The sequence below is a fragment of the Rhodoglobus sp. G.S.23 genome (assembly GCF_056675935.1).
The window spans coordinates 513,426-526,970 of record NZ_CM155237.1; the positions used below are offsets into that span (position 1 = coordinate 513,426).

Here is a 13,545-nt window from a genome sequence, read left to right on the forward strand (position 1 = left end):
ACGGCACTTAGTCGCAGCAGCTCTAGCTCGAAGTCGGTAGCAGCCCTAATTCCATTGCTCTCGTGACGGCCCGCGTTCGATCCTTCACTTCAAGCTTTTCGAACACATGGATGAGGTGCGTCTTCACCGTCGCCTCACTCACGAACAGGGCGATGGCAATCGCCCGATTGCTGTTGCCCTCAGCAACAAGCGCAAGAACTTGAGTTTCGCGATCACTGAGCGAGACCGGTGCCGGTTCGCGCATACGCTTCACCAGCAGCGCCGCAATCGACGGAGCCAGAGCAACCTCGCCGCGAGCCACCGACCGTAACCCAGCCACAATCTCATCCTGCGGTGCCGCCTTCAGCAGGTAACCGCTCGCTCCAGCCTCAATGGCGGTCAGAATGTTCTCGTCAGACTCATAGGTGGTCAAGATCACGACGCGCACCTCGGGGCGGGCGGCAACGATTTGCGCGGTCGCTTCAGCGCCTCCAACCCCGGGCATGCGCAAATCCATGAGCACAACGTCGGGCGAAAGCTGCGTGGCCAACGTGACCGCCTCGGCACCATTGCCGGCCTCCCCGACGACCTCAATGTCATCCGCAGAACTCAACAGTCCAACAATTCCACTGCGCACAATGGGGTGATCATCGGCAACAACAACACGAATCATGCGGACGCTCCTTGCGGGATCGTGGCGCGCACCGTTGTACCGGCGCCCGAACTGTCAATATCGAGGCGGCCATTCACGAGCGCCAACCGTGCACTCATTCCCTCAAGCCCGAAACCAGTGTGCACGGACGCCGGGTCAAAGCCGACACCGTCATCCGTTACCGCCAGTGTGAGCCCCGTGCCATCCACTGTCACTGCAATAGTCGCGTGAGTGGCCGACGCGTGCTTACGTACATTCGCCAGGGCTTCTTGGGCGCAGCGCAACACGACAACTTCAGTTTCGCGTTCGATCGCAGGCAGCTGCCCGGCATCCACGCTCACGGTTAGTCCAGTTTCTCGGCTGTAGCGTTCTGCAAGTCGTTCGAGAGCGCTCATAATTCCGTCGCCCGTGAGTCCAACCGGAGCGGATGCCGTGACCAGGGCGCGCGCTTCCGCGAGTGCTGCGCGAGCACTGTCTTCGATCAGCTCGAGTTGTTCGGCTGCGGCGGCAGGGTGGTTGTTGTCGAGTTCGCGCCGTGCCCTTTGGGCAACGAGCACTAGCCCGGTGAGGTCTTGCGCGATGGTGTCGTGGATTTCGCGGGCAAGCCGCTCTCGTTCGCTGGAGACTCCGGCATCTCGGCTGACGGCTGCGAGCTCGTCACGGGTGGAGCGGAGTTCCTGCACGAGGTGGTGGCGTTGGTCGCTGAGCTGGGAAATTTGGGTGATCCAGAGGCCGAGGGCGAGGCTGAAGAGCAGGGAAAGGGCCACAACGGTGCCGCTATAGAGCAGTGCATCGGTGCTGAAGCCACCATTGATGAGAAAGCCGAGCCCCACAGAGAGGGCGAGGGTCACGTTGCCGATGATGGCGTTTCTGGTGCGTTCCGCGATCACCCAAATCAGTGGGTAGGCGAGCGATTGCAGGGTGGCCATGACGGGCATGAAGGCGACGGCGGTGCCGACAATGATCACGATGGAAGCAAGGAAGACGATCGCTGCGATTCGGCTGGTGTATGAGCGGATGCCGATCGTGAACCAGGAGAGAGTGAAGGTGGCTAGGGCGATTCCGGCCCCCACTCGGCTCTCGAGGTCGTAGCCTCCGGAGCCGACGATGAGCACCGTCATGACCGCCGCTGTGGCGATCACTGCAATGCTCATCCAGCGAACGAATCCCATTTAGCTATCCTTGCGGATCCAGCGGAAGGTGAGCCGCGTCACAATGAGGCCGAGCACGAGCCAGAGGCCGGTCGCGATCGCAACACCGGGAAGGTTCCAGCTCTCGGACTGTTCAAGTACTTCGAAGCTGGCGGGCAGGAACACTTCCCGCATTCCCTGCGCCATCCACTTGAGGGGGAACACACTCGCAAAGTTCTGCAGCCATGTCGGAAGCATCGAGAATCCGAGATACACCCCGGAAATGAATTGCAGCACGAGGGCGATGGGGATCACGACGGCGGTTGCACTCTTTCCCGAGCGGGGGAGTGCGCTCAGCGCTATACCGAGCACGGCGGATGTCGTAACACCGAGCACGAAGACCCAAGCGAAGGTCAGCCATTTGCTTGGTTCGCTCGGCAGTTCAACACCGAAAGCGATGCCAGCGACAAGAAGCACGAGGGTCGCTTGCAGTACGCCGGTCACGAACACCTGACCAATTTTGCCGATGAAGTAGCTCATCACCGGAAGCGGGGTGCCGGCGAATCGTTTGAGGGTGCCGTCGCTACGTTCCATTGCGATATCAATGGCCATGTTCTGCAGGCCACTGAGGAGTAGTCCGGCGGCGAGCATGCCCGGCAGGTAGAACGCGGCGGCGGTCAGTGGTTCTTCTTCGGTGCCAAAGTTTTGTTCGCTGAAAGCGACTGCGAAGATCGTGAGCATGACGACGGGGAAGAGGAAGGTGAAGAACACCGAGTCACCCTGACGGAAGTAGGCACGCACTTCATATTTGGTGCGGCTGGCGCCGAGCGTCAGGTTGCGGCCCAAGCGGGAACCGACACTGCTTTTTGTAATCGGGGCTGGCGCCGCTGCGGGGGGTGATGTTGTGGTGCTCATCGTGCGTTCTCCACTTCACGTGCTGTTGCGTGATCGGCAACCAACTGCAGGTAAATGTCTTCCAGGCTGGGGCGGATGATCTCGAGCCCGGCAGGTTCTGCACCGTCGACCATGAGGGATGCCACGAGGGCACCAGGAGTGTGGGTGCGTTCTTCTCGGCGCACGCCGCCGTCGCGCCAACGCACAATCGGAACCCGCGCTTCTGCGCCGCCCAACTCATCAATTGCACCGATATCGATCATCGTGCCGCCCGCAATCACGCCAGCGCGGTCGCCAAGCTGCGCTGCTTCATCGAGGTAGTGGGTGGTGAGGAGGATGGTGGTGCCGTCCGCCTTGAGTGAGCGAATGAGCTGCCAAAACTGTTGACGAGCCTCAGGGTCGAAGCCGGTAGTTGGTTCGTCGAGGAAGAGCATCTCTGGGTTGCCGATGATGCCGAGCGCGACATCCACTCGCCGGCGTTGACCGCCCGAAAGTTTGCGAATCAACGTGCTGGCTTTCTCGTCAAGCCCGACGGCGGCAATGACTTCGTCAACTGTGCGCGGGTTGGGGTAGTAACCGGCAAAGTGGCTGAGCTGTTCGCGCACGGTCACGTTGCCGCTCTCGCCGGTGGACTGCAACACGATGCCGAGCCGCGCTTTCCATTCGAGGCCTCCCTTGCCTGGGTCAACGCCGAGCACAGTCGCGTGGCCACTCGTTCGATCGCGGTAGCCCTCAAGAATCTCGATGGTTGTCGACTTGCCTGCACCGTTTGGTCCAAGCAAGGCGAAGGTTTCGCCGCGCTGAATCTCAAAGCTGACAGAGTCAACGGCGGCGAAAGAGCCGTAAGTTTTGCGCAAATCTTCGACCTGCACGACGGGAGCGGTGGTGTTCATGCTTCTATCGTCGCTTGTCTGGCCCGCCCGCAACAGGTTTGCTCGGTTAGAGGTCTATCAACCGATCGGTTGATGGTGGATGTTGCGGCGGGACCAGCGTTTCTGTTGGGATCGGATGACGGCGAGCAGTCCGAGCACCAAAACGATGGCGCCGACAATGATGGCGGCGATGAGCATGCTGTCGCTGGGGCTCAGTGAGAGTGCCCAGCCGACGAATTGGTCCCGCTGTCCGGGAGTGCGAAGTGCCGTGAGCAGTGTGGCGCCAGCGGCAAAGATAAGAAGGCCCCACACAATGGTGCCGAATCGGATGCGCGGCTGAGCGACAGGGTTCGAAGAGTCAGCGCCAGCACTGGTCTCTGTCCCCGCCTCGGTCAGGTTTTCGGTGTCAAATGTCATCTTCTTACTCCTCAAGCTCGGTTGCGGTGAGCGGGTTGTCGTTAAAGACGCGAACCTGCCCTTCCTGCTGCCATAGGCGGACGGTGTGGGTCACGGTGGCGTCAGGGTCGCCGATCCTGACCTGCCATCGTTCGAACGTGCTGCTGAGACTCGTGGGGGAGAGGCAATCGAACTCGCCGTTGAATCCGGCGTTGTTCTCGTCGGTTCGAAGGTTGGCGACACACACAGAACTTTGTGGTGAGCGCACGTCGAGTGTCACTGCAGTTCCTTCTGCGACATACACTTCGACTGATCCGGCACCTTGCCAGAGATCGCTCGTGATGACTGGCTCATTCTGCTGGGTGTTGACGTAGGCAGTGCCCCACAGTTGCGCGGTGCGAGTCCCGTCGAGCGGCGCCGTCGGGGAGAGCAGGGTGCGGTCGACCGGCAGAGTGAATGCAACGAGCGCGGCGAGAACGGTCATGCCGGCCAGGAAGGCTAAGAATGCGCTGCGGCGACGCAGTATTCCGCCAATCACTATCGCTAGCCCGAAGATAAGGGCCGCAACGGAGAGCCCGGTGGCTGCGGCGATTGTCGGGGAATCTCCGCTAGCCGTCGCCGCTGCGGCGACGAGACCATAGGCGAGAAGCGCCAATCCGGCAACAACGGCCATGACCGCTACGGGGAGTCGGGGGCTCAGCCGTTGACGTTCACGTCGACGTGCTGTCGCGATCGCTGCCGCGGCACGAGCACGCTCGCGCGATTCTGCGGTGCGTTGGCGGCGGATCTCTTGAGCATTCGCCTCCTGTTGCGCTTTCCAGGCGGCGTTCTGGACCTTCCAGACGTCTCGTTGTTCACGCCAGGCCGCGATTTCGTCGTCTGTGGCGGTGGAACTTGGATGCTCGGGAAGGGTCGGTGCCGCTGAGGCAGCGTTATTCATCCGCTCGCCAGCGACAGTATCCGATGGAGCGGAGTCTGTGGACTGTCCTGAATTTGCGGCGTCCGAAGAGACAGACGTCGATTGATGTTCGGGAGGTGTTGACCGATCACTTGAGTTGCGGGCGAGCCGTGCGATCCACACGACGAGCGCAATGATGCCTCCGATGACGAGGATCGTCCACAACACTCGGAAGATGTCTGTTCCCCAGCGGGAAGGGCCAGCAACGAAGGAGCCGACTTCCCAGAATCCTTGAGTGGTGGGAAGCATCGAGAGCAGTAGTAGCGCGCCGATCCCTGCATGTGCTCGCTCGAACGTTCCCCGGAGGAGGTTCTCGAGGTGGATCGAGTCATTTTCATCCGGGATGAGGAGCCACGCTGCGGCGTAAAGCAGGATCGCGGGCCCACCGAGAATGGCAACAACGACGAAGATGCCGCGGACGATGAGGGGATCGATGGCGAGGCGGGTCGCGACGCCCGAAGCCACACCCCCAATCCAGCCCGCTTCGCGTCGGAGATCGAGTTCGCGCATCCAGTTCATGAAGGGCTGCCCGGGAGTTGTTGCTTGCGGTGCGGACGGTGGGGGTTCGTGAGAGCCGTCGGAAGAGCCGTCGGTGTCCTCTGTCGGGGTGCTGCCGGAGTTGTTGTGTGAAGCCATGCTCCTATCGTGGCGCTGACTAGCAGCCTTCGCTATGAGGGATGACCCTGAGCGCACCCTGAGAGATCACCATGGCGGTCGAAAACCTGCTTGGATTCAGGGATGACCGCTGCAGCCGTACGCCCTCTCTTGCAGCGCCCGCGCGCGGCGGCAATAAGCGGCGTTTGTGCAGCGGTGGCCGCCCATGTCGGCTGGAGTGTACCCAAGGTGCGTTTGCTGGCGGTCGTCACCACGCTGTGTGGTGGGGCAGGACTGCTCTTGTATCTCTGGCTGTGGGCTCTAGTCCCTCTTGCCCCTAGCCACACCGATAACCGCCGCGAAGTGCACCGAAGTGTTCCGATCGCGATGCTGCTCGTCATTGGCTCGGGAATCGCTGCCATTCTTGTCCTGCTGTTCGCCTTGGGCTCTGGCCCGCAGGGTCGCTCTCCGGCCCTGATCGTTGTTGCGCTCACGAGCGCCGCCGCTGTCGCCTGGAGCTTGGCGGTTGACCGCCACGACCCCAGCCGCGGCACCCGCTACGGGGTGGTAGCCCGAGGATCGTCCGCGGCGATCATCATTGTGTGCTCGCTCTCCGTGTGGGCCCTGCAGCCCAGCATCATCAACGGCCTAATCGCAACAGCGTTGATCATTGCCGCAGTCGCCCTGTTGGCGGCTCCACGAATTGTTGCTCTCTGGGGTGACTTGATCGCGGAACGGACCGCGCGAGTCAGGGAAGAACATCGGGCCGAAGTCGCCGCCCACCTGCATGACTCGGTGCTTCAGACTCTTGCGCTCATCCAAAACCGTGCCGGTGTTTCGACGGAAATTGCGCGGATCGCTCGAGCGCAGGAGCGAGAGCTGCGCGAGTGGTTGTTTGAAGGGGATGCCGCTCCCACGACGGACTGCGTCACCGAGATTCGTTCAATCGCGGCCGCCATTGAGCTCGACTATCCGGTGAGATTCGATGTTGTCGCTGCCGGCGAACTGGTTGAGGATGCTCCCGTCGCGCTCGTGTCTGCCACTAGGGAAGCGATGCTGAATGCTGCACGTCACGCGGGTGGTGAGGTGTCGATCTACATCGAATCTTCCGCGCACGTTGTTGACGTGTTTGTGCGCGATAGAGGTCCGGGGGTCGAACTCGACACTTTGCCTGCCGACCGTCTTGGCATCAGGGAGTCGATTATCGGCCGCATGACTCGTGCCGGCGGAACCGCAACTCTTCGTCGAGGATCTGGTGGCGTTGGCACAGAAGTTCATCTTCGAATCGAGGAACAAGCGTGAATGATCCCCACACTCTCGACGTTGTGATCGTCGACGACCATTCCATCTTCCGCTCGGGGTTGAGAGCTGATCTCGACGCGACCGTGCGCGTTGTTGGCGAGGCGGCGACGGTCGATGAGGCCGTTGAGCTGATCGAGAAATTGCGGCCGGCGGTTGTCTTGCTCGACGTGCACTTGCCTGGCGGGGCTGGCGGTGGAGGGGCAGAAGTACTTCGCCGCTCGAGCGCTCTGTTGGATTCGGTGCGGTTTCTCGCGCTCAGCGTTTCCGATGCAGCGGAGGATGTTGTTGGCGTGATCAGAGCAGGGGCTCGCGGCTACATCACCAAGGGCAGTTCCGGTCGCGATGTGAGTGAAGCCGTTGTTGCTGTAGCCGGAGGCGACGCTGTGTTCTCTCCCAAACTCGCGGGCTTCGTGCTTGATGCCTTCGGTGCCGTTGCAGGGGAGCAGTCGGAGTCCAGCGATGAACTCGACCGACTTTCTGGCCGCGAGCGCGAAGTGATGCGCTATATCGCTCGCGGTTACGCCTACAAAGAGGTCGCGTCCGAGCTCTATATTTCGGTCAAGACGGTCGAGACACACGTCTCTGCTGTGTTGCGTAAATTGCAGTTGTCGTCGCGTCATGAACTGACGGTGTGGGCGACAGCGCGAAAGCTGCTCTAGACGCTCACGAGTCGTCTGGGCGAGAGTCGGTGTCGGGATCGTGACCAGAGTTGGGCTCGGCGGGTGAGTCGAGCGGCGTGGACAACAGCACCCTCAACTCAGCATCAAAGAGCGCAGCGTCAAACCCCTCGTCGGGGGATTCGCGCAACAGCATCGTCGCAATCGCATGAACGCGTCGTCGTTCATCACCGCTCTCCGCCGCTGCTTCGAGCACAGGAAGCGCAGTGTCGCCCAACGCGACGAGGGCCCGACTGAGGCTGAGTTGCACGTCGCGGTCTCCGTGGTTGAGATGGCGCACGAGCATGGCAGCCAAAGCGTGCTCCCCACCTTCGGGTACGAGCACGGTTGCTACCCGCCAGGCTGTTCGGGCGACTTGATCATCTGTGTCGTTGAGGACTTCTGGTGTGATCGCTGCCCATCCCTCAGGGTCGCCGATCTTGGAAAGGGTGTGCAGCGCTTGGCTGCGCGCTTGGGCGATTGCCGATCGTGTTTCGGTGATGAGCGTCGGCACAGTGAGCTCCACTGGGTGCCGCATGAGCGCCCACGTGAGGGTTTCGCGAACGTTGAGGTCTGGTTCGATCGCGCAGCGTTCGAGCAGCACACTCACGTATTCGGGGCGCGGATGGGTCCCAGCGGACATCGCGGCCTGCAACCGCACTGACGGCGCTGAGGCGAGTAGCGCTTGATGCAGCCTGCTTGCGGCATCGAGCGGTGGTGGTGAGTCCATCGGTTCCTCCACCGCAACGGCGGCGGTTGTTGTGTTAGCTGAAAAGTTTCTGAAGGCGCTGCACACCTTCGAGGAGGGCGTCGTCTCCGAGGGCGTAGGAGAGGCGGAGGTAGCCGCTTGGTCCGAATGCTTCGCCGGGGATCACAGCAACTTCAGCTTTTTCGAGAATGAGATCGGCAAGTTCGAGGCTTGTGGTTGGGGTGACGCCAGCCCATTCGCGGTTCAGTAGGCCCGAAACATCCGGGTACACGTAGAAAGCACCCTGTGGTGTTGGGCAGTTGATGCCGTCGATCTTGTTGAGCTCGGAGACCATGAGTTTGCGACGGCGGTCGAAAGCTAGGCGCATTTCTTCAACGGCATCCTGCGGGCCGGTGAGGGCTTCGATTGCAGCACGCTGCGAGATGTTGGAGACGTTGCTCGTGAGGTGCGACTGCAAGTTGGCAGCGCCTTTCATTGCATCGACGGGGCCGACCATCCAGCCGAGGCGCCAGCCGGTCATCGAATAGCTCTTGGCTACGCCGTTTACCAAAATGGTGGTGTCGGCGAGCGCGGGAACAACCTCAACGATGGAAACAGCGCGCACTCCGTCGTAAACAAGGTTTTGGTAGATGTCATCGCTGATCACCCAGATGCCGTGCTCGAGCGCCCATTCGCCGATGGCCTTGGTCTGCTCGGGCGTGTAGACGGCACCGGTCGGGTTCGACGGTGAAACGAAGAGCAGCACTTTGGTGTTCTCGGTGCGAGCTGCTTCGAGCTGCTCGACGGTCACGAGGTAACCCTGATCTGCACCAGCAAAAACTTCAACCATGGTGCCGCCAGCGAGCTTGATCGCTTCGGGGTAGGTCGTCCAGTACGGGGTCGGAACGATTACTTCATCGCCCTGATCTACAAGAGTTGCGAAGGCTTGGTAGACGGCCTGCTTGCCACCGTTGGTGACGACAACTTGGTTGATTCCCACTTCGAGGCCGCTATCGCGCAGCGTCTTGGCCGCGATTGCTTCGCGCAGTTCTGGCAGTCCGGCTGCAGGCGTGTAGCGGTGGTTCTTGGGGTCGAGCACTGCTCGGGATGCCGCCTCCACAATGTTCGCCGGTGTCGCGAAATCGGGCTCGCCAGCCGCATAGCTGATGATCGGACGACCGGCCGCAAGAAGCGACTTAGCTTTAGCGTCCACCTTGAGGGTGGCCGATTCGGCGATGGCGGAAATTCTGGCAGAGAGGCGAGGTGAAGTCACCCGTCAAGTCTAGGCGTTGCGGCTAGCGATGGGGAGGGGATTACGACCGTAGTGATGGCAGAGAAAAGCGGCCGGAGCAGTGGTCCTGGGGGGACGACCAGCTCCGGCCGCTAGAGGTTAGCTACGCAGTCCTAGAGCTCGGACTTGGGATGTGTACGTAGGTAACCTTGACGCGCGAAGTAGGCACCCGCTGCCAACAACGCGACGATGAGGGCGATGAGCGTCGCAACACCGGCACCGGTGTATGCGAGCTGTCCGCCAAGGGCGAGAGTCGGAAGTTCTGGAAAGTCCGGATCTCCGGGGATGCAAATTCCGACACAGGGGTCTGGATCGCCGCCGGGGCCACAGTTCACGGTGCATCCTGGGCCAACGACGGTTCGCACGTTCGGCCCAACGGTGGCTTGGGCCACGTTGAGGCTGACGACTCCGCGAGCGGCAAAGCTGGGCGCTAATGCTGCGCGACCGAGAGCACCGCTGAGAAGTCCTCCCGAGCCGACGCTCACTCGCACTGCGGTTTCGCTGAACATGTTGCCGCTGACAGCACCAGTAGAGGTCCACTGTTCTTGAACGTTGACGGTGATCGAGATCAGATCGTTCAGCACCGTTGCGACGCTTGAGTTGCCAAGAAGTCCGGTAACGGCGGGGTTGACCAATCCAGAGTTGAGGCGAGCGATGACCGAGCTAACGACACCGTCGTTGGAGAACAGCGACTGGTTGAGGCTCGTGCCGAGGCTTCCGATGATGGCATCGACGTCGAGCGCAGTTTTCACGGTGCCACCGAGGAGCGAGATGTTAGCGCTCGCCTGTGCTGCGGTGCCGTCAATCAGGTCATCGACTGTTCCGACGATGGTGACAGCGACAGTGCTGCGCAGGTCGGGCAGGGCGGTCGCCACGAGCTTGCACACAGTTTCTGCTGTGTAGCCGATGACGCCCTGTGTGATGGTGTGCGTTACTCCACCAGTGAGTCCACCAAGAAGACCGCCGAGGCCACCAGTGCTTCCCGTGCCACCGGTGATGATGTCACCAATGATCGGGACTTGGATGTCACTACACACCTTCTGCTGCACCGGATCCTGCCCGCTCAACACGGTGAGGTTCGCTGAAACATCCACGCGAGCGTTTCGGAGAGCGGACTCCACTCGTTCGACGATGTCGTCAGCGAGGGTGCCGACTGTTTCAGTGATTCCCTTCAGGATCTGGTTGACGACGGCATCCGTCAGCAGCTCGGTGTTCGGTGGCAAATCGTTCAGGTCGCTACCTAACAACGTTTCGAGGTCCACGAGCACCGCGCCGGTTTCGAGATTGAAACTCACTGCTCCGTTGCCGTATTTTTCGTTCAGCAGTGAGCTGACGGCATTGTGCACGTCAGCGTCGATAACCACTTTCACGTTTGCCGATGATCCAACAACGCTGAGGAGGGGATCGAGGATGCGGTCGATTGAGTTTCCGAGAGCACCGTCATCACCACCCAAACTGAGTAGTTGACCGTCGACGCCGCTGAGTGCACTGTTCACTTTGCTGGTCAGTTGGCTGATCGCGGGGCTCGAGAAACGCAGTGTGGCATCGGCGAGCGTGTAGTCGCCTGATGCTGAGGTCATCGAGCCGTTGGCGCGTGCGGCTACCGCCTCGAGGTCGAGCTTAAGGTCGGTCAACACGGAAGCGAACTGGTTGTCGAGAAGACTGTCGAGATCGAGTGTTAGGTCTCCGGCAGGACCGGCAGCATTGTTGCCGACTCCAATTCCGCCGTCGTTCTGGATGGCTCCTGTTGAGGCGTAGGACTCACTATTCTGGTCGGCCTGGGCGTAGTGGCTGATGACACCAGCATCGAGAACATCCACCATGGGGAGTTGGATGCCGCCCGGTTGGTTGATGACGGTGGCCCCGAGCACGTCAACAGAGAGGGGGTTGCGACTGATCTGACGTGGTTGGTTGCCGTTGTTGCTTGCAGCTACCCGACCGAGGCCGACAACGTTGCTGAGGTCCGTGCCTAAGACATTGCCGGAAAGGAACTCGGCGTAGGCGTATGACGCCCCGTTGACTTCGTCGGCGTTCGCTGCAGCGGGTGCAATGAGAGTGAAGCCCGAAACGAGGGCTACGGTTCCCAGCGCCGCTCCGAAACGGACTACTGGGTTGTGCTTGGTGTTCCCGACTGGCTTCCCAGCGCGCGGGATGTGTTGTGTAAACACGACTGGTACCTTCCTGATCCTGTGTGGATAAGGAAACTGACTCGACTATGAGGCCAACGTGAGGGTTGTGCCACGAACTGCTGCCTGATCTCAGCTTCGCTTGCCCATCTGGTGGTGATGCCTTTTAGTTATGCGGCGAGGTGGTTAGTCCTCACGTGGTGATGCCGATGTTGTCCGAAATTGCGGGGTGGTTCGCCCCGCTTGTATAGAGAGACTGCGACCGGTGGCGGTTATGACGCGGATTCTCAGATTCTTTTCAGAAAACTTTTTTGGCACCGAATTGGGTGGGCTTCGCGCTATCTGTTGCCGTCTGGCTGTTCGCCGTATTTCACGAGGCCGCTTCATGACGTACACTGGAAGAAGTAGTTGAAAACTGCCATACTTTCGCGCGCCTACTCTCCACTTCTGAAAATAGAAGTCCGGCGGTGTTTGTGCGAAAGTGTTGGGGTGAGAGATGCAAATCTCTCGCAAAGGGTGGTGGCTCAATTGGTAGAGCAGCGGTCTCCAAAACCGCAGGTTGCAGGTTCGAGTCCTGTCCGCCCTGCAAGTCCCGGTTCGTGTTTCACGTCTCGGGTCGAGCAAGCCGAAGTATCGGAAGGTAACTAAGAGTGGCCAAGAAAGACGTAGACGAGCCCAGCGAGGACGTCGTCGCCAAGGCGAAGAAGGACAGCGAGCAACGTCGTGGACCCTTCGGGCGCATGGCACTCTTTATCCGCCAAGTAATTAACGAACTCAAGAAGGTCGTTACACCGACAAGGCGTGAACTGGTCAGTTTCACACTTGTCGTTCTTGTATTCGTCGTCATCATGATGGGTATCGTTTCCGGACTCGACTTTGGTTTTAGCGCGTTGGTGAACTTTTTGTTCGGCAACCCTGACTTAGTGGTTTAGGTCTTTCACTAACCGCCATCCACAAACCGCGTCGGCTACGGCCGAAATGCAGAGTAACGAAAAGAGATTTAGTGTCCGAGAACCACCGCGAAGACTCCGAGCTCGCTACGGCAGCAGAGCAGTCCTCCGAGGAGGATGAGGCGCAGACGGGTAACACCCTGGCTGAGGCAGAGCGTTCTGAAGACTCCGCCGAGCACCAGGCAATGCACGTAGAAGATGGCTCGACCGATGTCGATGCCGATCTTGCCGGGCTCCTTGAGGCTCTGGATGCTGCAGCCGACCCAGAAGCAGATGCTGCGGTCGATGGCGCTCTTGACGTTCACAACACCACAGATGCTGATGCCTCTGTTGCAGCAACCGATGACGAAGCTGCGGATGACGCTGAAGCCGAAGGCGCCGAAGTAGACCCGTACGCCGAGTTCCGCATGGATCTGCGTCTTCAGCCTGGCAAGTGGTACGTCATCCACTCCTACGCCGGTTTTGAGAAGCGCGTCAAGCACAACATTGAGAACCGCAAGGTATCGATGGCTATGGAAGATTACGTTTTCCAAGTCGAAGTACCGATGGAAGATGTTGTCGAGATCAAGAACGGCCAGCGCAAGCTCGTCAACCGCGTTCGTATCCCCGGCTACGTTCTGGTTCGCATGGACCTCAACGAAGACAGCTGGTCGGTTGTTCGTCACACTCCTGGAGTTACTGGCTTCGTTGGCAATGCCCACAACCCCGTACCTCTTCGCTTCGAAGAAGCTTTCAACATGCTGAAGAGCCTTGTTGAGATCGTCGAAGCTCCCGCAACAAAGGGCTCGTCCGCCAAGGGCAAGACCGCTGCGCGTTCGATTCCTGCCGAGATCGACTTCGAAATCGGCGAGACCATCACCATCAAGGAAGGTTCGTTCGCGGGCCTGCCTGGTTCGATCAGCGAGATCAAGGCGGAGAGCGGAAAGCTCATCGTTCTGGTTTCCCTCTTCGAGCGCGAGACCCCAGTCGAGCTCAGCTTCGATCAGGTCACCAAGCTTTAAGGGCTAAAGCCCCTAAAAAACCACCGCGCCCCACCGGGTGCGGGAGAGCTGGCCAC

The 13,545-nt window shown here is 60.3% G+C and carries 13 protein-coding genes and 1 tRNA gene; 5 read left to right on the forward strand and 9 right to left on the reverse strand.

Annotated elements, in window-relative coordinates; all coding sequences use genetic code 11:
* Positions 1 to 22 precede the first annotated feature (22 nt).
* The 6 genes from AC1ENN_RS02510 to AC1ENN_RS02535 are packed head-to-tail and all read right to left on the reverse strand — an operon-like array spanning position 23 to position 5,517.
* Positions 23 to 652: a response regulator gene (locus AC1ENN_RS02510; protein WP_449648378.1), complete on the reverse strand. Its 630-nt coding sequence runs from the start codon at positions 650 to 652 to the stop codon at positions 23 to 25.
* A complete protein-coding gene (locus tag AC1ENN_RS02515) occupies positions 649 to 1,803 on the reverse strand; it encodes a sensor histidine kinase (protein WP_449648377.1) in 1,155 nt (384 codons plus the stop codon). Before AC1ENN_RS02515 ends, AC1ENN_RS02510 begins: the two co-directional genes overlap by 4 nt.
* A complete protein-coding gene (locus AC1ENN_RS02520) occupies positions 1,804 to 2,676 on the reverse strand; it encodes an ABC transporter permease (RefSeq protein WP_480406610.1) in 873 nt (290 codons plus the stop codon).
* Positions 2,673 to 3,548 carry an ABC transporter ATP-binding protein gene (locus AC1ENN_RS02525; RefSeq protein WP_480391678.1) on the reverse strand — a complete coding sequence of 292 codons (876 nt, stop codon included), beginning with the start codon at positions 3,546 to 3,548 and terminating at the stop codon, positions 2,673 to 2,675. Before AC1ENN_RS02525 ends, AC1ENN_RS02520 begins: the two co-directional genes overlap by 4 nt.
* Positions 3,549 to 3,605: 57 nt before the next feature.
* The gene (locus AC1ENN_RS02530) at positions 3,606 to 3,944 is read right to left on the reverse strand and encodes a hypothetical protein (protein ID WP_480391679.1); all 339 of its coding nucleotides are present in this window, start codon (positions 3,942 to 3,944) and stop codon (positions 3,606 to 3,608) included.
* A 4-nt stretch (positions 3,945 to 3,948) separates the two neighbouring features.
* Entirely contained in the window at positions 3,949 to 5,517 is a 1,569-nt protein-coding gene (locus tag AC1ENN_RS02535) for a PspC domain-containing protein (RefSeq protein WP_449648373.1), read from the reverse strand.
* 102 nt (positions 5,518 to 5,619) lie between these two features.
* Here AC1ENN_RS02535 and AC1ENN_RS02540 point away from each other — a divergent pair, with 102 nt between their 5' ends.
* Together AC1ENN_RS02540 and AC1ENN_RS02545 are read left to right on the forward strand one after the other, a co-directional pair.
* A complete protein-coding gene (locus AC1ENN_RS02540) occupies positions 5,620 to 6,777 on the forward strand; it encodes a sensor histidine kinase (protein WP_449648372.1) in 1,158 nt (385 codons plus the stop codon).
* Positions 6,774 to 7,436 carry a LuxR C-terminal-related transcriptional regulator gene (locus AC1ENN_RS02545; protein WP_449648371.1) on the forward strand — a complete coding sequence of 221 codons (663 nt, stop codon included), beginning with the start codon at positions 6,774 to 6,776 and terminating at the stop codon, positions 7,434 to 7,436. Before AC1ENN_RS02540 ends, AC1ENN_RS02545 begins: the two co-directional genes overlap by 4 nt.
* 4 nt (positions 7,437 to 7,440) lie before the next feature.
* On the opposite strand, the gene AC1ENN_RS02550 is transcribed toward AC1ENN_RS02545, so the two are convergent.
* From AC1ENN_RS02550 to AC1ENN_RS02560, 3 genes are all read right to left on the reverse strand, one after another.
* On the reverse strand, positions 7,441 to 8,163 hold the full coding sequence (locus AC1ENN_RS02550) for a HEAT repeat domain-containing protein (RefSeq protein WP_449648370.1): 723 nt from the start codon (positions 8,161 to 8,163) through the stop codon (positions 7,441 to 7,443).
* Between the two features lie 34 nt (positions 8,164 to 8,197).
* Entirely contained in the window at positions 8,198 to 9,394 is a 1,197-nt protein-coding gene (locus AC1ENN_RS02555) for a pyridoxal phosphate-dependent aminotransferase (protein WP_449648369.1), read from the reverse strand.
* A 131-nt stretch (positions 9,395 to 9,525) separates the two neighbouring features.
* Positions 9,526 to 11,580 (reverse strand): choice-of-anchor G family protein, encoded by a 2,055-nt coding sequence (locus tag AC1ENN_RS02560; RefSeq protein ID WP_480406611.1) that lies wholly within the window; start codon positions 11,578 to 11,580, stop codon positions 9,526 to 9,528.
* Between the two features lie 471 nt (positions 11,581 to 12,051).
* Between AC1ENN_RS02560 and AC1ENN_RS02565 the strand changes: the two genes are divergently transcribed.
* The 3 genes from AC1ENN_RS02565 (at position 12,052) to nusG (ending at position 13,489) form a co-directional block, all read left to right on the forward strand.
* Positions 12,052 to 12,124 (forward strand) — tRNA-Trp (locus tag AC1ENN_RS02565).
* A 64-nt stretch (positions 12,125 to 12,188) separates the two neighbouring features.
* Positions 12,189 to 12,470 (forward strand): preprotein translocase subunit SecE, encoded by a 282-nt coding sequence (gene secE / locus AC1ENN_RS02570; RefSeq protein WP_480391682.1) that lies wholly within the window; start codon positions 12,189 to 12,191, stop codon positions 12,468 to 12,470.
* 71 nt (positions 12,471 to 12,541) lie between these two features.
* Positions 12,542 to 13,489: a transcription termination/antitermination protein NusG gene (gene nusG, locus AC1ENN_RS02575; RefSeq protein ID WP_449648366.1), complete on the forward strand. Its 948-nt coding sequence runs from the start codon at positions 12,542 to 12,544 to the stop codon at positions 13,487 to 13,489.
* Positions 13,490 to 13,545: the final 56 nt, after the last annotated feature.